At 67.8% G+C, this 21,012-nt stretch carries 27 protein-coding genes; 8 read left to right on the top strand and 19 right to left on the bottom strand.

Features of this window, described 5'->3' with window-relative positions; genetic code table 11:
• Positions 1–24: 24 nt before the first annotated feature.
• Positions 25–831 carry a nucleoside phosphorylase gene (locus NBT81_RS09910; RefSeq protein ID WP_338738055.1) on the bottom strand — a complete coding sequence of 269 codons (807 nt, stop codon included), beginning with the start codon at positions 829–831 and terminating at the stop codon, positions 25–27.
• Positions 832–888: 57 nt separating this feature from the next.
• On the bottom strand, positions 889–1,305 hold the full coding sequence (gene cdd, locus NBT81_RS09905; RefSeq protein ID WP_338738053.1) for a cytidine deaminase: 417 nt from the start codon (positions 1,303–1,305) through the stop codon (positions 889–891).
• A 94-nt stretch (positions 1,306–1,399) separates the two neighbouring features.
• Between cdd and NBT81_RS09900 the strand changes: the two genes are divergently transcribed.
• Entirely contained in the window at positions 1,400–1,615 is a 216-nt protein-coding gene (locus tag NBT81_RS09900) for a hypothetical protein (protein WP_338738051.1), read from the top strand.
• On the opposite strand, the gene NBT81_RS09895 is transcribed toward NBT81_RS09900, so the two are convergent.
• The 6 genes from NBT81_RS09895 to NBT81_RS09870 all read right to left on the bottom strand — a co-directional run bounded on the left by NBT81_RS09895 (position 1,612) and on the right by NBT81_RS09870 (position 7,573).
• Positions 1,612–2,193: a GNAT family N-acetyltransferase gene (locus NBT81_RS09895; protein WP_338738049.1), complete on the bottom strand. Its 582-nt coding sequence runs from the start codon at positions 2,191–2,193 to the stop codon at positions 1,612–1,614. The two genes, NBT81_RS09900 and NBT81_RS09895, sit on opposite strands and share 4 nt — an antisense overlap.
• 43 nt (positions 2,194–2,236) lie before the next feature.
• Complete coding sequence (locus NBT81_RS09890) at positions 2,237–2,941, bottom strand: AMP-binding protein (RefSeq protein WP_338738047.1); 705 nt, start codon at positions 2,939–2,941, stop codon at positions 2,237–2,239.
• Positions 2,938–4,098, bottom strand: a complete 1,161-nt coding sequence (gene dnaJ / locus NBT81_RS09885) for a molecular chaperone DnaJ (RefSeq protein ID WP_338738045.1) — start codon at positions 4,096–4,098, stop codon at positions 2,938–2,940. Before dnaJ ends, NBT81_RS09890 begins: the two co-directional genes overlap by 4 nt.
• A gap of 54 nt (positions 4,099–4,152) precedes the next feature.
• The gene (gene dnaK, locus NBT81_RS09880) at positions 4,153–6,048 is read right to left on the bottom strand and encodes a molecular chaperone DnaK (RefSeq protein ID WP_338738043.1); all 1,896 of its coding nucleotides are present in this window, start codon (positions 6,046–6,048) and stop codon (positions 4,153–4,155) included.
• 148 nt (positions 6,049–6,196) lie between these two features.
• Entirely contained in the window at positions 6,197–6,784 is a 588-nt protein-coding gene (gene grpE, locus NBT81_RS09875; protein WP_425498633.1) for a nucleotide exchange factor GrpE, read from the bottom strand.
• A gap of 45 nt (positions 6,785–6,829) precedes the next feature.
• Positions 6,830–7,573 (bottom strand): proteasome assembly chaperone family protein, encoded by a 744-nt coding sequence (locus NBT81_RS09870; protein WP_338738041.1) that lies wholly within the window; start codon positions 7,571–7,573, stop codon positions 6,830–6,832.
• 107 nt (positions 7,574–7,680) lie between these two features.
• On the opposite strand from NBT81_RS09870, the gene NBT81_RS09865 reads away from it, so the two are divergent.
• Complete coding sequence (locus NBT81_RS09865; protein ID WP_338738039.1) at positions 7,681–8,118, top strand: universal stress protein; 438 nt, start codon at positions 7,681–7,683, stop codon at positions 8,116–8,118.
• Here NBT81_RS09865 and NBT81_RS09860 read toward each other — a convergent pair.
• Complete coding sequence (locus tag NBT81_RS09860) at positions 8,115–10,367, bottom strand: NADP-dependent malic enzyme (protein ID WP_338738037.1); 2,253 nt, start codon at positions 10,365–10,367, stop codon at positions 8,115–8,117. The genes NBT81_RS09865 and NBT81_RS09860 overlap by 4 nt on opposite strands.
• 51 nt (positions 10,368–10,418) lie before the next feature.
• On the bottom strand, positions 10,419–11,714 hold the full coding sequence (locus NBT81_RS09855) for a hypothetical protein (RefSeq protein ID WP_338738035.1): 1,296 nt from the start codon (positions 11,712–11,714) through the stop codon (positions 10,419–10,421).
• 251 nt (positions 11,715–11,965) lie between these two features.
• On the opposite strand from NBT81_RS09855, the gene NBT81_RS09850 reads away from it, so the two are divergent.
• Positions 11,966–12,313, top strand: coding sequence for a nuclear transport factor 2 family protein (locus tag NBT81_RS09850; protein ID WP_338738033.1), 348 nt, complete (start codon positions 11,966–11,968; stop codon positions 12,311–12,313).
• A gap of 7 nt (positions 12,314–12,320) precedes the next feature.
• On the opposite strand, the gene NBT81_RS09845 is transcribed toward NBT81_RS09850, so the two are convergent.
• Positions 12,321–12,605: a HalOD1 output domain-containing protein gene (locus NBT81_RS09845; RefSeq protein WP_338738032.1), complete on the bottom strand. Its 285-nt coding sequence runs from the start codon at positions 12,603–12,605 to the stop codon at positions 12,321–12,323.
• 175 nt (positions 12,606–12,780) lie between these two features.
• Positions 12,781–13,200: a VOC family protein gene (locus tag NBT81_RS09840; RefSeq protein WP_338738030.1), complete on the bottom strand. Its 420-nt coding sequence runs from the start codon at positions 13,198–13,200 to the stop codon at positions 12,781–12,783.
• A 79-nt stretch (positions 13,201–13,279) separates the two neighbouring features.
• Between NBT81_RS09840 and NBT81_RS09835 the strand changes: the two genes are divergently transcribed.
• The 3 genes from NBT81_RS09835 (at position 13,280) to NBT81_RS09825 (ending at position 14,623) form a co-directional block, all read left to right on the top strand.
• Positions 13,280–13,837 (top strand): DUF2391 family protein, encoded by a 558-nt coding sequence (locus NBT81_RS09835; RefSeq protein WP_338738028.1) that lies wholly within the window; start codon positions 13,280–13,282, stop codon positions 13,835–13,837.
• Between the two features lie 44 nt (positions 13,838–13,881).
• The gene (locus tag NBT81_RS09830) at positions 13,882–14,385 is read left to right on the top strand and encodes a universal stress protein (protein ID WP_338738026.1); all 504 of its coding nucleotides are present in this window, start codon (positions 13,882–13,884) and stop codon (positions 14,383–14,385) included.
• A 73-nt stretch (positions 14,386–14,458) separates the two neighbouring features.
• Positions 14,459–14,623, top strand: a complete 165-nt coding sequence (locus NBT81_RS09825; protein ID WP_338738024.1) for a ribbon-helix-helix protein, CopG family — start codon at positions 14,459–14,461, stop codon at positions 14,621–14,623.
• Positions 14,624–14,632: 9 nt separating this feature from the next.
• Here the strand turns inward: NBT81_RS09825 and NBT81_RS09820 are convergent, their stop codons facing one another.
• The gene (locus NBT81_RS09820; RefSeq protein WP_338738022.1) at positions 14,633–14,989 is read right to left on the bottom strand and encodes a DUF555 domain-containing protein; all 357 of its coding nucleotides are present in this window, start codon (positions 14,987–14,989) and stop codon (positions 14,633–14,635) included.
• 107 nt (positions 14,990–15,096) lie between these two features.
• Between NBT81_RS09820 and NBT81_RS09815 the strand changes: the two genes are divergently transcribed.
• Positions 15,097–15,720 (top strand): DUF7344 domain-containing protein, encoded by a 624-nt coding sequence (locus tag NBT81_RS09815; RefSeq protein ID WP_338738020.1) that lies wholly within the window; start codon positions 15,097–15,099, stop codon positions 15,718–15,720.
• A 25-nt stretch (positions 15,721–15,745) separates the two neighbouring features.
• On the opposite strand, the gene NBT81_RS09810 is transcribed toward NBT81_RS09815, so the two are convergent.
• The 6 genes from NBT81_RS09810 to NBT81_RS09785 form a co-directional block, all read right to left on the bottom strand.
• On the bottom strand, positions 15,746–16,345 hold the full coding sequence (locus tag NBT81_RS09810) for a rubrerythrin family protein (RefSeq protein WP_338738019.1): 600 nt from the start codon (positions 16,343–16,345) through the stop codon (positions 15,746–15,748).
• A gap of 121 nt (positions 16,346–16,466) precedes the next feature.
• A complete protein-coding gene (locus NBT81_RS09805; RefSeq protein ID WP_338738017.1) occupies positions 16,467–16,793 on the bottom strand; it encodes a 2Fe-2S iron-sulfur cluster-binding protein in 327 nt (108 codons plus the stop codon).
• A 244-nt stretch (positions 16,794–17,037) separates the two neighbouring features.
• The gene (lysW, locus tag NBT81_RS09800) at positions 17,038–17,202 is read right to left on the bottom strand and encodes a lysine biosynthesis protein LysW (RefSeq protein WP_338738015.1); all 165 of its coding nucleotides are present in this window, start codon (positions 17,200–17,202) and stop codon (positions 17,038–17,040) included.
• A 106-nt stretch (positions 17,203–17,308) separates the two neighbouring features.
• Positions 17,309–17,596 carry a DUF4242 domain-containing protein gene (locus NBT81_RS09795; protein ID WP_338738013.1) on the bottom strand — a complete coding sequence of 96 codons (288 nt, stop codon included), beginning with the start codon at positions 17,594–17,596 and terminating at the stop codon, positions 17,309–17,311.
• A 200-nt stretch (positions 17,597–17,796) separates the two neighbouring features.
• The gene (locus NBT81_RS09790) at positions 17,797–18,075 is read right to left on the bottom strand and encodes an acylphosphatase (RefSeq protein WP_338738012.1); all 279 of its coding nucleotides are present in this window, start codon (positions 18,073–18,075) and stop codon (positions 17,797–17,799) included.
• 87 nt (positions 18,076–18,162) lie between these two features.
• Positions 18,163–19,083 (bottom strand): DUF5794 domain-containing protein, encoded by a 921-nt coding sequence (locus tag NBT81_RS09785; protein WP_338738010.1) that lies wholly within the window; start codon positions 19,081–19,083, stop codon positions 18,163–18,165.
• Between the two features lie 383 nt (positions 19,084–19,466).
• Between NBT81_RS09785 and guaB the strand changes: the two genes are divergently transcribed.
• A complete protein-coding gene (gene guaB, locus NBT81_RS09780; RefSeq protein ID WP_338738008.1) occupies positions 19,467–20,963 on the top strand; it encodes an IMP dehydrogenase in 1,497 nt (498 codons plus the stop codon).
• Positions 20,964–21,012 lie beyond the last annotated feature (49 nt).

Raw genomic sequence — 21,012 nt, 5'->3', positions numbered from 1 at the left:
GTCGACGATCGGTGCTGACACTCCTCACTCGATCGAGAGGTCGGCGTGCCACGCGCCCGCCCCGGCGTCGTCCCGACGGGCGTCCATCTCGTTGAGGAGCGCGGCCGCCAGACTCCCGACCTCGGCGGCGCGGGCCTCGCCCTCGGTGCGGAACTCGCCGGTCGAGCGGTTGGCGAAGACGGTACACACCGCGCCGGCGCGGAGCCCGTAGACGTTCGCGAGCGTCAGGACGGCGCTCGCCTCCATCTCGACGTTCGTCACGTCCACCTCGCGCAGGTCGTCGAGTAGGGACGCGCTCCCGGCGGCCTCGAACCCCTCGAACCCGGGGCGGGCTTGCCCGGCGTAGAAACTGTCGGTGCTCATCGTCAGGCCACAGTGGTAGGTGTAGCCGAGGCGTTCGGCCGCGGCGACGAGCGCCGACACCACCGCGTGGTCGGCGACGGCGGGGTAGTCCCCGCGGACGTACTCGTCGCTCGTCCCCTCGCCCCTGACCGCGCCGGTCGTGATGACCAGATCACCCACGTCGACGTCGGGGTCGATGGCGCCACACGAGCCGACGCGGACGAACGTCTCCGCGCCGATCCGGGCCAACTCCTCGACGGCGATGGCCGCCGACGGGCTTCCGATGCCGGTCGAGGTCACCGACAGCGGGGCACCCTCGTACCGGCCGGTGACCGTCCGGTACTCGCGGTGGTCGGCGACGGTCGTCGCCTCGTCCCAGCGGTCGGTCACCACGTCCACGCGGTCCGGGTCGCCGGGGAGCAACACCGTCTCCGCCACCTCGCCCGACGCCGCCTCGATGTGATACTGTCGATCGATGTCGTCACCCATGGCCGTGGGTACGGTGACGGCGGTGAAATAGCGCCGGGGTCCGAGGCGTGTGACCGATCAGGACTCCCCGGATCGGTCGGCCGCGTCGAGCGTGTCGGCACTGATGGTCGCGGGGAGCAACTCGCCGAGGGTGTACTCGGCCACGTCCCCGTCGCCCTCGTCACAGAGGATCGGGAGGTCGTCGTGGCAGAACTCCGCGAGCGACTGGCGGCACATCCCACAGGGCGTGACGCCGTCGCGCGCGCCGGAGGCGACTGCCAGCGCGTCGAACTCGCGGTGGCCGGCGGTGACCGCCCGACCGAGCGCCACCTCCTCGGCGTGGAGGCTGTTGCTGTAGTTCGCGTTCTCGACGTTACAGCCCGTAAACACCGTTCCGTCGGCGGTTCGAAGCGCCGCCCCGACCGGATAGTCCGAGTAGGGGACGTACGCCGAGTCGAGCGTCTCTCTGGCGCGGTCGACGAGTTCGTCGGTCACGGCCGACGCTACGGTCGAGACGGATATATATCTGGAGGGGGTGGCGCCGCCGGACACCCGAGGTGTTTTTGCCCGTCGAACGCAGAGTCCGACTATGTCACTCTCGCAGGGGGAGGAGTCGACCCCGAACCGTCGCCGTGCCCTCCTCGCGGTGACGCCGTTCCTGATGCTCGGCCTCGCCGACGTACTCCTGTTGCTCTTCTGGGGCATCGAACCCCTCTGGGCCTTCGCGATCCTGCCGCCCATCCTCTTCTCGACGGTGCTCGCGTGGCTCGCGTTCAGCACCGACTTCCTCGACGACCGGACTTAGCCGGTGTCGTACTTGTAGGTGGCACTGTCGGGGTCGATCCCGAAGTCCTCGGCGTCCTCGACGGCGTCGTCGTCGGTGGGGTCGTGCGGGGCGGCGCTCTTGAACGCCTCGCGGAGGCGGGCGGGCATCGAGAAGCCGCCGGTGTCGAGACTCGTCGCGACGGCGTCGGGTTGTATCGTCTCGCGTTTCTCGTGCAGGCGGTCGCGGAGCTTCGGCGGTAGCGCGCTCGACTCGACCGGTTCGAACCCGAAGCGGGCGAGATACGACGGCTGATCGGTGATCGAGTAGACCGTCTCGAAACCCTCGTCGGCGGCCGTCTCGACCAGTCGCTCGACGACGTGTGCGCCGACGCCCTGGCCCCGCCACGCGGGCAGGACGCCGATGCCCGTGAGTTCACACACCTCGCCGCCGTCGACCTTGTGGACGCGGATACGGCCGAACCCCGCGCGGTCGTTCGATCCTTCGTCGACCGCGATGACGTAGTCCCGAGATCGGAAGGCGGCGTCGTCCAGGGCCATCTCCTCGATGTTGTCGAGCAACCAGACCTCGTCTCGGTTCTTGGCATCCCGGACGTACATACCGCTTGATAGTGGGCGGGACAACAAAAGGATTTGCTGGAGGCTACCACGAGACGGCGTCGAGACCGATCCGCCGCCGCTCCGGAACCGCACCGTCGCCGGCCGCTACGTCGGCCACGCCCCCCTCGGCCCCGCCGGGGACGACGACGGTGCCGCCGGCCAGGAGCGGCGCGATCACGCCCGCGACGACCGCCTGCGGATCCGCGAGCGACGCCCGGAGTGCGACGCTCATCTCGTCGTCGAGTCCCGCGTCGGCGACGACCGTCCCCGCCCCGGCGTACAGGTCGCCGTGCGTGAACGACCGACCGTCGGCGTCGAGGACCGGATCGGACGGCGACGGCGTCGTCGGCCACATTGCGGGGTTCTCGCTCCAGACTACCTCCTCCCAGTGGGTCGTCGTCGCCGCCGCGGGTGCCCCGCCGTAGACGACGACCGATCGGCCGTCGTCGACCTCACTCTCGCGGTCGACGGGGACGACCACCACGCGGCTCTCGGCGGCCACGTCGAAGGTCAGTTGAGCGCCGAGCGACGCGGCACCGAACAAGGTCGAGAGGACCTGCGGGGCCGGATCGGGGGAGAGCGCGACCCGCGATCCCTCGTGGACGCCGAGGTGTCGGAGCGCGTGGGCCGCCTTCCACGCCGTCGTGCAGAAGTCGTGGTAGGTGTGGGTTCGGTCCCGGTCGACGATCCGAAGCGCCGGTCTGTCGCTCCGTCGGTCGCGCCCGACGAGGTCGGCGAGGGTCGTCAAAAGCTGCTCTTGATCCGCTCGAAGAAGCCCTCTTTCACGTCGACCTCCTCGCCGCCGGCCTCGGCGAAGCGTTCCAGCGCCTCGCGCTGTTCGGCGTTCATGTCCTCCGGGGTGACGACCTGCACCTGCACGTAGAGGTCGCCCTGTCCCCGGCGTCGCAGACGCGGCATCCCCTTGCCCTTGAGCCGGAACGTCTCGCCGCTCTGGGTGCCCGAAGGGACGTCCATCTCGACGGTGCCGTCGAGCGTCGGCACCTCGACGGTGTCGCCGAACGTGGCCTGCGGGAAGGAGATGGGATGCTGGTAGTGGAGGTCGTCGCCGTCGCGGTCGAAGTCGGGGTGGTCCGCGACCGACACCTCGATCAGGAGGTCGCCGTTGGGGCCGCGGTTCTGCCCGGGGGCACCCTCGCCCTCCATCCGGAGGGTCTGACCGTCGCGGATCCCCGCCGGGATGTCGACCGAGAGGGTGGATTCCTCGCGGACCTGGCCCTCGCCGCCACAGGTCGAACACGTCTCGCTGTAGAGGGTTCCCGCGCCGTCACACCGGCGGCAGGTCCCGGTCTGTTGCATCCGACCGAACGGCGTCTGCTGGACCTGTGTCACCTGTCCGCTTCCGTCGCAGTTCGGACACGTCTCCGCGTCGGCGCCGGGCGGATGCCCCTCGCCGTCGCAGTCCGAACACCGCGTCGGACGGGTGACGGTGAACTCGCGTTCGACGCCCTCGTAGGCCTCCTCCAAGTCGAGACGGAGCGACGTGCGCAGGTCCTGGCCCTGTCGGGGGCGGTCGCTGCCACCGCGGCCGCCGCCACCGCCGAAGAACTGCTCGAAGATGTCCTCGAAGCCGCCGGCACCGCCGCCACCGCCGCCGAAGGGGTTGCCGCGAGCGCCGCCGCCAGCGCCCCCGCCACCGCCGTCGAAGCCCCCGCGCTTCTCGGCCTGTTCGAAGCGCTCGTGGCCAATTTGGTCGTACGCCTGCCGTTTCTCCTCGTCGGTGAGCACCTCCTTTGCCTTCTTTGCCTTCTTGAACTTCTCCTCGGCGTCCGGGTCGTCGCTCACGTCCGGATGGTACTCCGAGGCCTTCTTTCGGTACGCCTGTTTGATCTCGTCTTCGGAGGCGTCCCGAGACACCCCGAGCACGTCGTAGAAATCCTCTGTCATCAGTTGGTGTGAGTTACCGGTCCTACCTATTTGAAAAACGTGGCTCGCCGACGATCAGGCGTCGTCTTCGTCGTCTTTCTCTTCGAAGTCGGCGTCGACGTACTCGTCGCCGTCGCCCGCACCCGGTTCGTCGCCGCCCATGCCGCCGGGGCCGGCGCCCGCCGCACCCGCGCCGGCACCGCCGGCACCGGCCTGTGCTTGCTGGGCCTGCTCTTGGTACATCTGCTTGCCGATCTCCTGGAGTTCGGTCGACAGCGCTTCCGTAACCGACTCGATCTCCTCGGTGTCGGCGTCCTCGTCGTCGAGGGTCTCCTCGACGTCGGCGATGGCGTCCTCGATGGACTCCCGGAGATCGTCGTCGACCTCCTCCTCGTTCTCCTCGAGGAGCGTCTCGGCCCGCTGGACCGCGCTCTCGGCCTCGTTGCGCGCCTCGATCCGCTCGCGGCGCTGCTGGTCTTCCTCGGCGTGTTCCTCGGCTTCCTCCTGCATCTGCTCGATCTCCTCGTCGGAGAGGCCGGCACCGCCTTCGATGGTGATGGATTCGGCGTTGCCCGAGCCCTTGTCCTCGGCCTCGACGTTGACGATGCCGTTCTCGTCGATCTCGAAGCCGACCTCGATCTGGGGTGTACCGGCGGGTGCGGGCGGGATGCCCGTCAACTGGAACTCGCCGAGCAGTTCGTTCTCCTCGGCGATCTCGCGTTCGCCCTGGAACACCCGCACCTGCACCATCGTCTGGTTGTCCGCGGCGGTCGTGAAGATCTTCGACTCCTCGGTGGGAATCGTGGTGTTCTTCTCGATCAGTCGCTCGAACAGGCCGCCCTTGACCTCGATGCCCAGCGAGAGGGGCGTCACGTCGAGCAGGACGATGTCGTCGACCTCGCCGCCGAGGACCCCGCCCTGGATCGCCGCACCCAGCCCGACCGCCTCGTCCGGGTTGACGTTCTTCTTGGGCTCCTGGCCGACGAGTTCCTCGACTTTCTCCTGCACTTGGGGCATCCGGGTCGACCCGCCGACGAGGATCACCTCGTCGATGTCGCTCGTGTCGTAGCCCGCGTCCTCGAGGGCCTGCTTCGTCGGGCCGACGGTCCGCTCCAGCAGGTCACTCGTCAGCGACTCGAACTTCGCCCGCGTGATGGAGGTTTCGAGGTGGATCGGGCCGTCGTCGGTCGCGGTGATAAAGGGCAGGTTGATGTCCGTCTCCTTGCGCGAGGAGAGTTCCACCTTGGCCTCCTCGGCGGCCTCGGTCAACCGCTGGAGCGCTTGGCGGTCCTCGCGGAGGTCGATACCGTGGTCGCTCTCGAACTCGTCGGCGAGGTGGTCGATGATCGCTTGGTCCCAGTCGTCGCCGCCGAGGTCGTTGTCCCCGTTCGTGGCGACGACTTCGTAGACGCCACCGCCCAGATCGAGGACGCTCACGTCGAACGTGCCGCCCCCGAGGTCGAAGACGAGGACCGTCTGGTCCGACTCGTCGTCGAGGCCGTACGCCATCGACGCCGCGGTCGGTTCGTTGACGATGCGTTCGACCTCGAAGCCGGCGATCTCGCCGGCGTCCTTGGTCGCCTGTCGCTGCCGGTCGTTGAAGTACGCCGGCACCGTGATGACTGCTTTCTCGACCTCGTCACCGAGGTACTCCTCGGCGTCGCGCTTGATCTTCTGGAGGATCATCGCCGAGATCTGCTCCGGTGTGAACTCCTCGTCGTCGATCTCGACGGCGTAGTCCTCCTCGCCCATGTGCCGCTTGATCGACTGGATCGTGCGCTCGGGGTTCTGGACGGCCTGGTTTTTCGCCGGTTTCCCGACGAGGCGTTCGTCGTCGCTGAAGGCGACGACCGACGGCGTCGTCCGGTCGCCCTCGCCGTTCACGATGATCTCCGGGTCGCTACCCTCCATCACCGCGAAGGCGCTGTTCGTGGTCCCGAGGTCGATTCCGAGAATCTTGTTGCTCGCCATCTTGCCAGTGACTACCGGTTTAGATCGGTTAAAGGTTACTAGACGGGACGAGACGGTGAGATCGAACACCTCGGTCCCGTCTCCCGATTTCCGATCGTGTCATCGACACACAATCGGAGGGTTTTATGTAGAACTGCAACCCACCCGATCAGTCGCCGTCGCTCACGGTGACCTGTGCCTCTTGGATGACCGTCCCCGCCATCTCGTAGCCGGGGCGGTAGACGTCGACGATGGTCCCCTCCGGGTGGTCGCTCTCCGTGCGCATCATGACCTGGTGACGGACCGGATCGACGTCGTCGCCGGGTGCGGGATCGATGACGGTCACACCCTCTTCGTCGAGGACGCGGTCGAACGCGTCGAGCGTCGATTCGACACCGTCGCGGATGTCGACGTCCTCGTCTTGGTCGAGGGCACGAACGAGGTCGTTTCGCACCGGCGCCAGCCGGGCGACCAGGTCCTCGGTGGCTCGCTCCTCGATCTCCTCTTGGCGCTTCTCGGCGCGTTTCTTGTAGTTCTGGAAGTCGGCTTGCTTGCGTTTCAACCGAGACTCGAGATCATCGGCACGCGCCTCCGTTTCGTCGACCTGTGCTTCGAGGTCCTCGATCTGTGCTTCGAGGTCCGCGACGGCCTCGCCGAGGTCGGCGTCGTACTCCTCGACACGGTCGGCGAGGCTTCGCTCCTCGTCCGTCGACTCGTCTTCGGCCCCGCTCCGCTCGTCGGCCGCGTCCTCTTGCATGGTGGGACGAAACGCCTCGGGTCGCTTAAGACTTGCAGAACGTCGTCACTGATACATGCCGAGCGGCCGGGCCTGCGAACTCGTCTCGTCTGCCGCCTGCATCCGCTCCGCCAGCCGTCGTTTGGCCTGTCTGATCTCCGCCGCGTGTTCGCGGAGATCCGTCACCGGAACGTCGACACCGGTGAGCGGCGCGACGCCGTCCTCGATGAGACGGGCGGACGCCTCGGGATCCGGGAACCGCGGACTGGCCTCGACGATCAGGCACGTCGCCGTCGTCCCCGTCCGCACCGCGCGACTCAACAGCGCACCGGTGGGTCCCGACACCAGTCCCGACTCGGGAGGCGGGGCGATCCCGGTGTCGGCCAGTCGGTCGCTCGCCCCGCCGGTCCCGACGCCGAACAGGTCGGACGCCGCTCCCTCCTCGCGCTCCCGGCCGATCCCGCTGAGATAGATGGGCGTCACGCGATCCTCGTCGTACCAGCCCTCTAGGCAGCCGCCGAACTCGATGGCGGCGGACGGCGAGACCGGGACGTCGCTTCGGAGGGCGAGTAAGTCCCGTTCGGTGTCGGCGTACAGTCGAACCGGCGTCGACAGGTCGGGGTCGCCGCCGCCGTACATCGCGACGGGTGGTAACCCGTCGCAGTGGACGTTCGCGTAGTGACACATGTCCAGAGCCTCGGAGAGGTGGTCCGTCGCGAGTTTCCCCACGAGGCCGACACCCGGTAAGCCTTCGATCAGCGTCGGCGCGTCGAGCGAGACGTCCTCCCGTAGCACCTCGATCCGGCTCATAGCCACACGTCGGTCGTCCCGAAGTAAAGTCGTTCGGCGGGGGCGACGGATCGCCTCCCCCACTGGAATGGGGCCGTTTGAAGTGGGCCGCGGGAGAACTGACGCGCATGTACGACGCGATACTCGTTCCGACGGACGGGAGCGACGGGGTCGACCGGACGCTCGACCACGCCGTCGAGATGGCGCGGAATCACGACGCGACGATCCACGCGCTGTACGTGATCGACCGTCGGTTCGAACTCGCGGCCGAGGAGGACCGCGAGGACCTGATCGATCGCCTGACCGAACGGGGCGAGCACGCCGTCGTCGCCGTCGCCGACCGGTGCGAGACGGCCGGCGTCGACGTCGTGACCGACGTACGAGAGGGGATCCCTTACAAGACGATCCTCGGCTACGCCGACGACGCCAAGGTCGACGTGATCACGATGGGCACCCACGGCCGGACCGGTCGGGACCGACTCGCCCACCTCGGGAGCGTCACGGAGCGCGTCGTCGAGAACGCGACCGTTCCGGTGCTCGTCGTCGACATCGGCGCGGGCGATTAGCCGTCGCGTTCCTGTGCGTCGACGACGGCGACGCCGGCCAGGTTGACGATGTTCTCGACCTCGTCGCCCCGCTGGAGGACGTGGACCGGCTTGTCCATGCCGACGAGCATCGGGCCGATGGCGTCGGCCCCGCCGAGTCGTTGCAGGAGTTTGTATCCGATGTTCCCGGCTTCGAGGTTGGGGAAGATCAGCACGTTCGCCGGATCCTCCAACTCCGCGAAGTCGTACGTACCCTCGAGGATGTCCTCGACCACCGCGGTGTCGGCTTGCATCTCGCCGTCGACCGGGAAGTCGACTGCGGGGTCTTCACGCAGGGTTTCCGCGGCCTGCCGAGGTTTGCGCGTTCCCGCGTTGTCGACGCTCCCGAAGTTCGAATAGGAGAGGAACGCCGCCCGGGGCTCGACGTTGAACCGCCGGGCCAACTCCCCCGTGTGTCGACCGATTTCGGCCAGTTCGTCGGCTCCGGGATCCTGATTCACCGTCGTGTCCGCGACGAAGATCACCCGATTGCGGAAGGTGAGCATGTACACGCCGGCCGCGTAGTCGGCGTCCTCGGCCGTACCGATCACCTGTAGGGGCGGGCGCAGCGCGGAGGGGTAGTGGTGAGTGAGTCCGGTCAGCATCGCGTCGGCGTCACCCACCTCGACCATCACGCTGCCGAAGTAGTCGGTGTCCGATCGGACGAGGTCCCGCGCCTCGCGGCGCGTGATCCCCTTTCGCTTGCGGAGTTCGTACAGGCGGTCGGCGTAGGCGTCCGCGTGGGCGTCGACCGAGGGGTCGACGACCTCGGGATCGAAGTCGAGGCCGAGGTCGGCGACCGTCGACTCGACCGTCGATCGGTCGCCCAGGAGGACGGGGCGAGCGATCCCCTCCTCGACCATCCGCGAGGCGGCGCGGATCGTCTTCTCGTTGGTCCCCTCGGACAGCGCGATCCGCTTGGGGTCGGTCTTGGCCTTGTTGAGGACGATCCGCATCATCTCGCGGTCCTTGCCGAGGCGGGCTTCGAGGTCCTCGACGTACGTGTCGAGGTCGAGGTCGATCCGGGAGACGCCGCTCTCGACGGCCGCCCGCGCGACGGCCGGCGCGACTTCGAACAGCACGCGCGGATCGAGCGCCTTCGGGATCAGGTACTCCGGGCCGTACTGCAGTGGATCGTCGCCGTAGGCCTTCGCAACCGCGTCGGGCACGTCCTCGCGAGCGAGGTCCGCGAGGGCGCGGGCGGCGGCGACTTTCATCTCCTCGTTGATCTCGGTGGCGCGAACGTCCAGCGCACCCCGGAAGATGAACGGGAAACAGAGCACGTTGTTCACCTGATTCGGAAAGTCGGAGCGGCCGGTGGCGGCGATGACGGTGTCGTCGCGGGCCGCCTTGGCCTCGTGGCAGCCGATCTCGGGGTCCGGGTTGGCCATCGCGAACACGATGGGGTTCTCGGCCATCGACCGCACCATTTCGGGGTCGACGATGTCTCCGACGGCCAGACCGACGAAGACGTCCGCGCCCGCCATGGCGTCGGCCAGATCACCGGCCGGCCGGTCGCTCGCGAACCGCGCCTTGTACTCGTTGACGTCGCGGTCGGTCGTGACGACCCCCTCGGAGTCGACCATCGTGACGTTCTCGCGGGGGACGCCCAGCGAGACGTAGAACTCGGCGGTCGCAATGGCGCTCGCGCCCGCGCCGGCGAAGGCCACCTCCAACTCCTCGAGGTCCTTGTCGAGGATGTCGACCGCGTTGAGCAGGGCCGCCCCCGAGACGATGGCGGTGCCGTGTTGGTCGTCGTGGTAGACGGGGATGTCCATCCGGTCGCGAAGCCGTTCCTCGATGGCGAAACACTCGGGGGCCTTGATGTCCTCGACGTGGATGCCGCCGAAGGAAGGTTCGGTCAGCGACACTGCCTCGACGATGGCGTCGGCGTCGTCGGTGTCGAGTTCGAAGTCGAAGACGTCGATGTCGGCAAAGCGCTTGAGGAGGACTCCCTTCCCTTCGATGACCGGTTTCGACGCCTGCGCGCCGATATCGCCCAGCCCCAGGACCGCGGAGCCGTTGGACACCATCCCTACGAGGTTGCCCTTCGCGGTGTAGGTGTAGGCGTCGGTCGGGTCGTCGGCGATTTCGCGACACGGTGCGGCCACGCCCGGGGAGTAGGCCAGGCTCAGGTCGCGCTGCGTGCTGGTGGATTTCGTGGTTTCGATGGCGACCTTGCCGGGAGGGTCGCGGCTGTGATAATCGAGTGCGTCCTCGTCGATTCCCATGGCCGGGGTTCGACGGCACTCCGGATAAAAGTGTACAGTCGGCGTGGTCGGTCAGCCGCCAGGCTGGACGCCGAGCCACGTCGATCCGAGCCCGGCTGCCCAGTTCGGTCGGCGCTCCCAGGCGGTCGGCGAGGGTGCGGCGGTGACGACCGTCGCCCCCGCTCGGACGCGGTAGGCGTAGAGGGTCACCCCGTCGCGGTCGTAGAACACCAGGTCCCACTCGCGGCCGGCGAATGTCGTCGTGCCGTCCCTCTCGGGACCTCCGTCGACGGCAGCGGCCGCAACGTCGGCGGAGGGGAAGCGCTCGACGTACAGGGGCGTCGCGTCGAAACCGTCGCCGATCGGCGCGACGAAGCAGTAGACGCCGAGCAACCGATCGGCCGATCGGACCGGGCCGAAGACGTCGATGACGGTCGGCTCGTAGTCGTCCATCCGCTCGCGCCACAGTTCGGTGTCTTCGAGCAACGCCACGCTCCCGTCGTCGTAGGCGTACAAGCTGTCCGTCTCCGGTTCGTTGGTGTGGTCCCGAACCGGATGGGGAGCGGAGTGAGCGTGGGCGTGGGTGAACACCCGGTGTCCACTGGGGAACTGGTGAGTGTGGCGGTCGACGCCGTCGTCGGCACTCGACTCGGTCCGGTCGGGATGGGACCAGGTGACGAACTCGCCGTCCGCGCTGGCGAGGGCGACGATCCGATCGCTCGAACCGTCGGGGACCAGCATGTCGTAGAGCGCGTCGTACACCGGGCGTCTGGGGAGTTCGTTCCCGATGTACTCGTTGGTGGTGACCCGGCGGTAGAACGAGCGGGTCTGACCGAGCACCGAGTCCTGTGCGTCGACGTCGCCGCGCCGGACTGCCCGGCGGAAGTCGCGGACGTACACGTTGTCGCCGGTTCGGAGCGCCGGATCGACGGCGACGTGGTCGACGAGGTTCTCGGTCACGTAGTCGGCGACCGCGGTCGTCGCCGCTTCGAGTTCGTCGACCGCGTCGGTCGTCAGTTCCTCGGAGGGGGAGAGGTCGTCGACGACCCCGAGGACGCCGTTGGCGACCCGGCGGAACTCCTGGATCGCCGGGTCGTATCCCGTCCGGTACCACTCGAACTCGTCGAGGAGGGCGGTCGTCGACGCCGCGAGGTCGGCGTTCGCGACCGGCGTGGCTGTCTCGGTCGCCGTTTCGGTCGCCGTCTCGGTCGTCGGCTCGGCGGTCGCGGTCGACGTGGCGGACGACCCACCACCACCGTTCGACGGAGTAGCGTTCGAGCCGTCGTCCGAGCCGCCGAAACACCCTCCGAGGAGGTTCGACTGGGCGAGCGCGAGCGCCGCGAGGATTCCTCGTCGCGTGACGGACATTCGGTCATGCAGGGGAGAGGCGGTCAGTTAGCTCTGTCGGCCGATCGGAGCGACTCCACCATCCGGTACTATCTTGAATGATGGTGGTGTACGGCGGAGTATGAATCTCCCATCGACCACGACGCCCGAAGGACTGTTCAACTACCTGATGGCCATCATCCTCCTCGGTGCAGTCCTCGGGTTGGCCATCCTGTACTTCTGAACGTTCGGGAAACGTTCATGTCAATGTAGACGAAACTGTCCGTGGACCAATGACGACCGAAGACGTCCTTGACCACCACCTCGACGCGTTCACCGACCAAGACCTCGACGAGACGCTCGCGGACTACACCGACGACTCCGTCGTCATCACGAACATGGGCGTGTTCCGAGGGCTCGACGAGATCGAGGAACTGTTCGCCGGTCTATACGAGGAGTTCTCGCAGGCCGGGACGGACATAACACTCGAGCGGAAGACGATCGAGGGAGAGTACGCGTACATCGTCTGGAACGGTGAGACGCCGGACAACGACTACGAGTTCTGTACCGACACGTTCGTGATCCGAGAGGGGACGATCCACCGACAGACCTTCGCCGGGAAGGTGGTCCCCAAGGAGTGAGTCACGCTCACGCCCACCGGACGACCACGCGGCCGTCGCCGTGGACGGTGACGGCCGTTCCGTCGACCTCGAACGAGACGGTGACTGACGTCGCGGGCCGCGGACCCCCGACGAGTTCGTCCATGGCGTCCGGATCGACGTAGTCGAACAACGTCCGATTCAGGTCGTCGAGCATCGTCTCCAGCACCTCGGCGACGACGACACTCGGCCGCCGATTCTCCTCGTCGAACCGCACCACCGAGACGTCGTCCCCGCCGTCGTCCGGCGACGACCCTGGATCGGGGTCGCTCACTGTCCCGCCTCCGGTCGCGTGACGTGGATCGACCGTCGCTGGACGGGGACGACCCCGCGTGGAGTCGTCCACGGCGGTGGACTGCTGGTGGTGTCGTGCATGATCGCAGAGGCCGTCCTCGGCCCGGATCCTAGGCCCGTCCGAGACATACGTCTTGTGGCTGCATACCGGCGAGTCACGTCTCGAGTAGTTCGACGAGGTTACCCTCCGGGTCGCGAACGAAGAGGATCCGCGTCCCGCTTTCGGTCGTCCGGGGAGCGCTCAGCGTCTCGACGTCGGGATCGATGTCGGCGTGGACGGCGTCGAGGTCGTCGACGGCGAAGGCGACGTGTGTCGCGCCGGGCCGGTTGATCGCGCCGCCGGTCGCGTCGGGGCCCTCGGGGTCGTACTCGACGAGTTCGATCCGGACGCCGTCGCCGTCGAGGTGGACGAACCGCCCGGTCGCGCCGTCGATGTCGACGGCGTCTGAAAACGCTGGACCCGAGACGGAGAAGCGGTCGCGTTCGTCGAGGCCGAGGACGTCCCGGTAGAAGGCGACCGCTCGGTCGAGGTCGGTCACAGTCACGCCGACGTGGTGGGCCGAGAGTCGGGGCACGTCCGTTCGGGACGAGGCCGTCGACAAAACCGCTTCGATCCGTCGGTCACTTTATGTCTCCCGTGGGAGACGTGCGCGCATGAGCGACGCCGGACGGAGCGACATGGGAGACCTGTTCGACGAACTCGACGAACTGGAGGCGTTGGTCGAAGGCGAGGCGGCCCGCGAACAGGTTCGCGAGACGATGCGAACCGCGATGGAGGCGTCCGGAAACGCGGGCGCGTTCGGCCGCGTGATCCACGGGTTCGACCGGGCGGACCTCTCGGAAGCGGTCCTCGGAAGCATCCTGTTCGGCATCCCGATGGCCGTCGAGGGCGGGACACAGGAGGTCGGAACGTTCCTGGCCTCGCGGCCGCCGTTCCTCCTCGGGACGTTCGGGTTCGCGGTCAGCCTCGTCGTCGGCATCATCTACGTGGCCGACATTCAGGAGGTCCGCGTCGCCAACCCGGTGTTCGGCGTCGTCCCGCGGCGGTTGATCGGTGTCTTCGGCGTCTCGGCCATCGCGGCCGTCGTGATGCTCACTGCCTGGGGACGGGTCGACTGGACGACGCCGATGCTGGCGGTCGGTGACGTGGTCGTCGCCTTCCTCCCGATGAGCATCGGGGCCGCTCTCGGCGACATCCTCCCCGGAAGCTGAGAACGGTCGCCGGAGTTAGGTCGACGCGCATCGAAGGCGGACGTATGGCTTTCGTCGTTCCGTTCGACGGGTCGGAACTGGCCAAAACCGCACTCGTTCGAGCGGTCGAGTTCGGGAGAGTTCTGGACGAACGCGTGATCGCAATCAGCGTGATCCCCGAGGGCAACGCGTCGTACGCCCGCGAACGCGGATGGATCGACCGGGACGCGCCGTTCGACCTCGACGCGGCGGTCGGGACGCTCCACGAGTCGGTCGCCGCCCACGCGCCGAACGCCGAGTTCCGGTACGCGGTCGTCGGCCGTCACGCAACCTCGGGGACCATCGCCAGTCGCATCCGCAGGATGGCCAAGGAGGCAGACGCGTCGATGGTGTTCGTCGGGAGCGAGAACGCCGGCCACGTCGTCTCGTCGCTGAGCAGCGTCGGCGACACGGTGGCGGCCGACGACACCTACGACGTCGTCATCGTCCGCAACCGGACGCCGTCGACGATCGACGCCCTCGACGCCGCCGCAGGGTCCCGCGGGCCGAAGTCCGATTACCACCCGTGACCTCGGAGTCACACGCGTGCCGGACGGTCGTCTGACGGAGCTATTTGTACGCCTCCCGCGTGGGTGTTACTCCATGGACGAGGGAGACGGACTGGCGGACATGGAGACGGTTACGGTGGAACTGGACGCGGAGACGCTGGAGGAGGTCGACGACATCGCCTTCAGGGACCACCGGGAGAACCGGGCGGCTGCGATCCGCGACCTGCTCGACGAGTGGCTGAAATCGCGCGACGAGTAGCGGTCGGGGTCAGTCCTCCTCGTCGTCGGTTTCGAGCACCTCGATCACCGACAGCGGCACGTCCCGGAGCGCGCCGCCGACCTCGCTTTTGGCGATGCGGGTGGCGTGGTTCTCGCCGTCGGCGTTGAACACCTCGATTTCGAGGAGGAGGCCCACCAGTGCGGTATCGGCCGCGATGAACGCCGAATCGAACGGCTCGCCACAGGCCGGACAGGGGGTGACTCCCACTTCGACCTCGACGTACTCCTTGTCCTGGTCGTTGAGGCGCTTGCCCGCCTCGCTGACCGCGACGCCGATGGCGTCGTCCACGTCGTCCACGTCACGAACCAGCCAGGCCGCCTCCATGGCGACGAGATAGTTGCCCATACGTAGTCGAGACCGTCGAAGGCCTCGTGTCTTGTGGTTCGCCGGCGGAGTGGAAACGGGGCCACGAAGTTTAATATCCTACTCGGAGACGACCGTACTGACTGCGGATGAGCAACGGGACGGGAAAAAGCACCTCGGCGGAGTCCGCGGCGTCCGTAGAGCGAACGGACGGCCCGACCACACAGGAACTGTTCGACGTCCTGTCCAACCGGCGGCGGCGGTATGCGCTCCACGCACTGGACCGTGACGACGAGACCACCATCGGGTCGCTCGCCGACCAGGTTGCGGCCTGGGAGAACGACCACCCCGTCGACGAGGTGACCGCAACCGAGCGCAAGCGGGTCTACACCGCGCTCCAACAGTCCCACCTCCCGAAACTCGATCGGACGGGGCTGGCCGAGTTCGATCCCGACACCGGACGCGTCGTGCCGACCGACGCCGCCGACGAGGTCGACGCGCGGTTCGGCCTCGACGACGACGACGAAGCGGTCCCGTGGTGGCGCTACCACCTCGCGCTCTCGAGCGTAGCACTCGTCGCCACTCTCGGTGTCTGGTTCGGTGTCCCGCCGTTCCCGGCGCTCCCGCCGGCGGTATGGCTCACCGTCGTCACTGCCCTGTTTTCGCTGTCTGCCGTCGCCCACGCGTTCCTGTCGACGGATGGACTGGGGGCGTCCGGTGGGCCCGGAGAGTCCACTGGGCCGCCGGAGCGGACCCGCGACTCCCGGGCCTGAGTGGGGACCGGGCGAGACGACGGTGCTAGAGCGCGTCCCGGAGGTCGTCGGCGGCGAGTCGGACGGTGTACCCCGCGACGGCCGCGGCGTCGTCCCAGTCGTCGGCGGTCGCACGGGCGTCGAGGATCGCTAGACCGTCGTCGAGGCAGTCGGCCGTCTCCTCGCGCAGGTCGTCAAAGAGCGCCGCCCGCTCCGGATCGTCGGCGAAGAAGTCGATCAGCCGGTCGTGGGTCCGGAGGGAGACGAGCGTCCGCCCGATCATCCCCCCGGCGACGCGGTGGATCGGCTCGTTTCGGGAGCGGAGGTAGGCGTGCATCGGCCCGGCTCCCTCGGGTGGATCGGGATCGGTGTCGCCGTCTATCGCCGTCCGCACCCGGCGGTAGTGGTCGTCCTCCTGTGTGGCGACGGCGTCGTAGGTGCGGGCGAGGGTCGTGTCGGTCGCGTCGTCGGCCCACGCCCGGAACGTCTCTCGGGCGGCGTACTCGCTGTTCGCCGCCGCCCGCAACAGCGCGTTCGGACGGGGGTCACCGCCCGAGAGCGCGATGAGCAAGTCGGACGAACCGAGCAGATCCAGATCGTCGGCGTGGTCGGCCACGACCGTCTCGCGGAGTTCGTCGGCGTCCATGTGCGTCGGTTGAACCCGAGTGGGGTTGAGCGCGGCGGTTCACACGGTTCGTCGTGTGTCAGTACCGGTGTTCGCCCAGACTGGCCGGCGACCCACCGGCGAACGGGTACACCGATCGGCCTCAGTCGTCGTCCGCGGCGGCCGCGTCGCCGGCCGCGGCGTCCTCGATGCTCGGTGGGTATTTCCCACGGTCGAGGACGAGGTCGCTCTCCGGTCGAGCCATGCAGGTCAGAGCGTACGACTCGGCCTCGTCGTCCGTCAACGCACGTGCCGCCGGTTGCGTCACCGATCCTTCGACGATTTCGGCGGAGCAGGCCAGACACATCCCGACTCGACAGGAGTACTCCTGTGCGATGCCGGCGTCGAGACACGCCTGCAGGATGGTCCGTTTGTCCGACACCTGGATCGTCTCCCCGGTGCCCACGAACTCGACGGTGTACTCGGTCATGGGGCTGAGTACGCCGGACCCCGGCAAAACTCTTTACCACCGCATCGGACCGCGGCCGTCAGTCCAACGTCTGACACAAAATATATACCAGTTCGGTGCCCCGATAGGAAACGAGACGCAGGCGCTCGGGGGCTGTGGGTAGGGGTACGTTCGGTTCCCCGATCGTCTGCGGGTTGTTTTTATCGAAATCGACCAGTGAGGCCGAAGCTCCGCGTGTGGCGGGAACGAGGAGTAACGGCGGGCGTTACTCGCCCCAGTCCTCTTCGAGTTCCGGGGCGGAGTCCAGTTCTACGGGCTCGAGGTCGACGACCTCGAGTTCGGCACCGCAGGTGCCACAGTCGACGATTTCTCCGACTTCCAGATCCTCGTGCAGGGTTACGTCCGCCCCGCATTCGACGCACTCGGGCATGATTCGGTCGTCGATTGGTCGTGGGGGGACTTGAAGGATGCCTTTCGCACCGGAGAACGGCCCCGTCGCTGTGGCGGCCCGCGTCGGACCGGCAACTGGAACGCGTTCAGTCCTCGCCCGCGAGGGGTTCGCCCTGTCGGTCGATCCGCGTGGCCGGCAGGCCGGCACGGTCCGCGTGTTCGCGCACTGCGTCCTCGCTTTCGGCCTGGTAGTGACAGAACGTCCCCGTCACCTCGCCGGCGTCGTTCGTCATCACCTCCGAGTCGACCCAGCGGATATCGACGCCCTCCGAGCGGAGCGCTTCGAGCGTCTCGCCCGACTTCTCGGCCGCGGCGTCCAAGTCGTCTCGAGTGATCGGATCGTCGAGTTCGCGCAGGATCAAGTAGTCGTTCATACAGTGGGAGGGGCCGTCGAATCATAATAAAAGTACGCCCGATACCCGCCGTCGTGCGCGCACCGCGTGACTCGGCGTGGTGGCGACGCCGCCGACGAACACGCCGAGGGCCGCGCGAAGCGTCGGATCTCCCGGAAGCGAGCGACGAGACGGGTGTGAGCGGAGAGATCGGACGGACCGCTTCCGCGGCGACCGTCGCTTCATCGCCGGATGTCGAAGCCCGTTTCGCCGTCCGAGGACTCGTACTCCACCTCGACGTCGCGGACGTCGGCCGCGGGGCTCCCGGTGTGACACCACTCCACCATCGACTCGACGTCCGCCCGTCGACCCTCGAAGACGGCTTCGACCCGGCCGTCGTCGAGGTTTCGAACCCAGCCGTCGATCGATCGGGCACGCGCCGCGTCACGGGTGTTCGCCCGGTAGTAAACACCCTGGACACGGCCGGAGACGTAGACGTGAGCACGGACTCGATCAGTCATACACGACGGTTTGGGACCCATCGATAAAAACCCGGAGTGACTGCCGCGAACGTGTCTCTCTCCCCACATGGCGTCGAAAAGGACACCTCACAGCCACGGTGCGCGCGACTCCTCTTCGATGGGGAACGGCGAGGCTCGATCCTCGTCGTTGGCGTCCGGATCGGCGTCGGCGTCTGCATTCGTCTCGGCGTCGGCCGCCGCAACGTCCGCAGCGCCTGGGTCCGCCTCCGTATCGTGATCGGAGGATACTGCACCCTCACGCCGTTCGTCGGCTACCGCGCCGCTGGGGTCGAACGAGAACACCGCCGTCACACAGAGGACACCGAGCGCGACGGGGGCGTCCGTGGGCATGAGGCCGAGGACGGAGAGCGCGAGCATCCCGAGGGCGACGGCACTCCCGAACCGGAAGAGATCCAAGTCGACCGACTCCTGTAAGGCCGGCCCCAGCGCCGCGACGAGCATGGCGAAACCGACGCCCGTCGCGGCGGCGGCGACCCCTCGGCCCACGAGGCCTGGGTCGGCGACGAACGACAGTGACGCGCCGGCAGGTTGCAGGCTGGCTACGAGCCCCAGACCGATGATGACCGCCGGTCGGGGGAGGTACTCGCCCACGCGGGCGCTCGCCGTCTTGGCGGCGACGGTCAGGATGACCAGGCCAGCGAAGCGGCTAAAGACTGCCATATCGAGGACGCTCTGGACCGTGGGGGCGAGCGCCGCCTCGATGGCCGCCGCCGGGAGCAAGACCAGGGAGATCAGCGCGATGGTACGCATCCGCTCGCGGGGTGAGCCGTCCATCTCGGCGAGGACGACGGCGACGGTGGCCGAGCCACCGAAGATGAGCAGTCCCGTCTCGAGGATGCCGAAGGGGACGGTGAGCGCGCCCGCCAGGATCAAGGCCGGAAAGATGCCGTCGATCAGCGGGAGAGTCATCACGGTGGCGAGAAGCTTCGTCGCGCCACCGACACGCTGCTCTATGCGGAGTGCGATCGGGTGCTGTGAGACGCTCATACCACGCTAGCGGCCGTGACCATCGGCCGACCGGTGGTGTAACGCCCTCGACCTGCCGCCGGCGCGGTCGGTGACGTCGGTGGGTCCGAAGCGTTTGACTGTCGCCAGCGCTGTAAAGGAGATGCCGGAGTCCACGGTGGAACTCGTCCGAGCGGCACTACGCGTGGCGGTGGAACGCTTCGAAACCATACTCGAACCGTGGGCTACTGTGCCATTAAACGTTGCGTGGGAGGGCGACGCACAGGCGTGCCCAGCCGAAGCACGGGGTGCTGGCCCCGAACGTTTCGAACGATGGGCTCCGGGGCGAGGCCGTGCGAAACGAATCACACGATCCGGAGAGAGCGTCTCGGAACGTTTTTGGGAGCGGCCGGACGACGGATTACATGGCGAACGACGTTCCCGATTCCGAACCTTTCTCGGCGAAACTGCGAGTACCGGAGGCGCTCACGTTCGACGACGTCCTCCTCCGCCCGATGGAGAGCCACGTCGAACCCGACGAGGCCGACGTCTCGACCCGCGTGTCGACGACCGTCGACCTCAACATTCCGGTCCTCTCGGCGGCGATGGACACCGTGACCGAGAGCGAACTGGGCATCGCGATGGCCCGCAACGGCGGGATCGGCGTGCTCCACCGCAACATGGACGTCGATGAGATGGTTGTCGAAATCGAGCGTGTGAAGCGGGCCGACGAACTGGTGATCCGGCGGGACGACGTGGTGACCGCCCGCCCGGGACAGACCGTCCGCGAGGTCGACGAGATGATGGAGCACGAGGGGATCAGCGGCGCACCGGTCGTCGACGACGACGACGTCGTGTTGGGAATCATCTCGGCGACCGACATCCGGCCGTACCTCGAAGTGGGGGAGTCCGACGAGGTGCGCAAGGCGATGACCGACGAGGTCATCACGGCCGGCGAGGGTGTGACCGCCCGCGACGCGCTCGAACTCATGTACGACCACAAGATCGAACGGGTTCCGATCGTCGACGACGACGACCGCCTCGTCGGTCTGGTCACGATGCAGGGGATCCTCCAGCGGCGCGAACACGAGAACGCCGCCCGCGACGAGTCCGGAGCCCTCCGGATCGGCGTCGCAGTCGGTCCCTTTGAGGACGGCCGCGCCCACGCCGCCGACGAGGCCGGCGCGGACGTGCTCTTCATCGACTGTGCTCACGCCCACAACCGCAACGTGATCGACAGCGCACGCGAGATTCGGGAGTCGGTCGACGCCGACGTGGTCGTCGGCAACGTCGGCACGCGGGAGGCGGCCGAGGCGGTCGTCGACTTCGCGGACGGGATCAAAGTCGGCATCGGCCCGGGATCGATCTGTACCACCCGCGTCGTCACGGGTGCGGGGATGCCCCAGATCACCGCCGTCTCCGAGGTGGCCGACGTTGCCAGCCGCCACGACGTGCCGGTCATCGCCGACGGTGGCATCCGCTACTCCGGCGACGCGATCAAGGCCATCGCCGCCGGCGCCGACGCGGTGATGCTCGGGTCGTACTTCGCGGGCACCGAGGAGGCCCCCGGCCGAGTCATCACGATGAACGGCAAGAAGTACAAGCAGTACCGCGGGATGGGGTCGGTGGGAGCCATGCGCTCGGGCGGCGGCGACCGCTACCTCAAAGAGGAGGACGACGACGAGGGGTTCGTCCCCGAGGGCGTCGAGGCGGCCACGCCCTACAAGGGGACCCTGGCCTCCGAACTCCACCAACTCGTCGGCGGCATGAAGTCGGGGATGGGCTACGTCGGCGCGCCCAGCATCCCCGAATTCAAGGAGCGCGCCCGGTTCGTCCGGGTGTCGTCGGCCGGCCAGACCGAGGGCCACCCCCACGACGTGATGATCACCGACGAGGCACCCAACTACAGCCCCCAAGAGTAGGTCGGTGACTGCGGTGTCGGTCGCGTGCGGCGGTGCCGCAAGGAGTATT

Origin of the sequence: Haloplanus sp. CK5-1 (genome assembly GCF_037201915.1) — an archaeon.
GTDB classification, from domain to species: Archaea; Halobacteriota; Halobacteria; order Halobacteriales; family Haloferacaceae; genus Haloplanus; species Haloplanus salilacus.
Note: the sequence above shows the minus strand (reverse complement) of the source record. Positions and strands in the feature narration are given on the sequence as shown.

What these genes read in the sequence shown, in the direction of transcription:
- NBT81_RS09910 (WP_338738055.1), bottom strand. Translation starts at nt 831, where the DNA reads ATGGGTGACGACATCGATCGACAGTATCACATCGAGGCGGCGTCGGGC.
- NBT81_RS09900 (WP_338738051.1), top strand. Translation starts at nt 1,400, where the DNA reads ATGTCACTCTCGCAGGGGGAGGAGTCGACCCCGAACCGTCGCCGTGCC.
- NBT81_RS09895 (WP_338738049.1), bottom strand. Translation starts at nt 2,193, where the DNA reads ATGTACGTCCGGGATGCCAAGAACCGAGACGAGGTCTGGTTGCTCGAC.
- dnaJ (WP_338738045.1), bottom strand. Translation starts at nt 4,098, where the DNA reads ATGACAGAGGATTTCTACGACGTGCTCGGGGTGTCTCGGGACGCCTCC.
- dnaK (WP_338738043.1), bottom strand. Translation starts at nt 6,048, where the DNA reads ATGGCGAGCAACAAGATTCTCGGAATCGACCTCGGGACCACGAACAGC.
- grpE (WP_425498633.1), bottom strand. Translation starts at nt 6,784, where the DNA reads ATGCAAGAGGACGCGGCCGACGAGCGGAGCGGGGCCGAAGACGAGTCG.
- NBT81_RS09870 (WP_338738041.1), bottom strand. Translation starts at nt 7,573, where the DNA reads ATGAGCCGGATCGAGGTGCTACGGGAGGACGTCTCGCTCGACGCGCCG.
- NBT81_RS09865 (WP_338738039.1), top strand. Translation starts at nt 7,681, where the DNA reads ATGTACGACGCGATACTCGTTCCGACGGACGGGAGCGACGGGGTCGAC.
- NBT81_RS09860 (WP_338738037.1), bottom strand. Translation starts at nt 10,367, where the DNA reads ATGGGAATCGACGAGGACGCACTCGATTATCACAGCCGCGACCCTCCC.
- NBT81_RS09855 (WP_338738035.1), bottom strand. Translation starts at nt 11,714, where the DNA reads ATGTCCGTCACGCGACGAGGAATCCTCGCGGCGCTCGCGCTCGCCCAG.
- NBT81_RS09850 (WP_338738033.1), top strand. Translation starts at nt 11,966, where the DNA reads ATGACGACCGAAGACGTCCTTGACCACCACCTCGACGCGTTCACCGAC.
- NBT81_RS09835 (WP_338738028.1), top strand. Translation starts at nt 13,280, where the DNA reads ATGAGCGACGCCGGACGGAGCGACATGGGAGACCTGTTCGACGAACTC.
- NBT81_RS09830 (WP_338738026.1), top strand. Translation starts at nt 13,882, where the DNA reads ATGGCTTTCGTCGTTCCGTTCGACGGGTCGGAACTGGCCAAAACCGCA.
- NBT81_RS09825 (WP_338738024.1), top strand. Translation starts at nt 14,459, where the DNA reads ATGGACGAGGGAGACGGACTGGCGGACATGGAGACGGTTACGGTGGAA.
- NBT81_RS09820 (WP_338738022.1), bottom strand. Translation starts at nt 14,989, where the DNA reads ATGGGCAACTATCTCGTCGCCATGGAGGCGGCCTGGCTGGTTCGTGAC.
- NBT81_RS09815 (WP_338738020.1), top strand. Translation starts at nt 15,097, where the DNA reads ATGAGCAACGGGACGGGAAAAAGCACCTCGGCGGAGTCCGCGGCGTCC.
- NBT81_RS09810 (WP_338738019.1), bottom strand. Translation starts at nt 16,345, where the DNA reads ATGGACGCCGACGAACTCCGCGAGACGGTCGTGGCCGACCACGCCGAC.
- NBT81_RS09805 (WP_338738017.1), bottom strand. Translation starts at nt 16,793, where the DNA reads ATGACCGAGTACACCGTCGAGTTCGTGGGCACCGGGGAGACGATCCAG.
- lysW (WP_338738015.1), bottom strand. Translation starts at nt 17,202, where the DNA reads ATGCCCGAGTGCGTCGAATGCGGGGCGGACGTAACCCTGCACGAGGAT.
- NBT81_RS09795 (WP_338738013.1), bottom strand. Translation starts at nt 17,596, where the DNA reads ATGAACGACTACTTGATCCTGCGCGAACTCGACGATCCGATCACTCGA.
- NBT81_RS09790 (WP_338738012.1), bottom strand. Translation starts at nt 18,075, where the DNA reads ATGACTGATCGAGTCCGTGCTCACGTCTACGTCTCCGGCCGTGTCCAG.
- NBT81_RS09785 (WP_338738010.1), bottom strand. Translation starts at nt 19,083, where the DNA reads ATGAGCGTCTCACAGCACCCGATCGCACTCCGCATAGAGCAGCGTGTC.
- guaB (WP_338738008.1), top strand. Translation starts at nt 19,467, where the DNA reads ATGGCGAACGACGTTCCCGATTCCGAACCTTTCTCGGCGAAACTGCGA.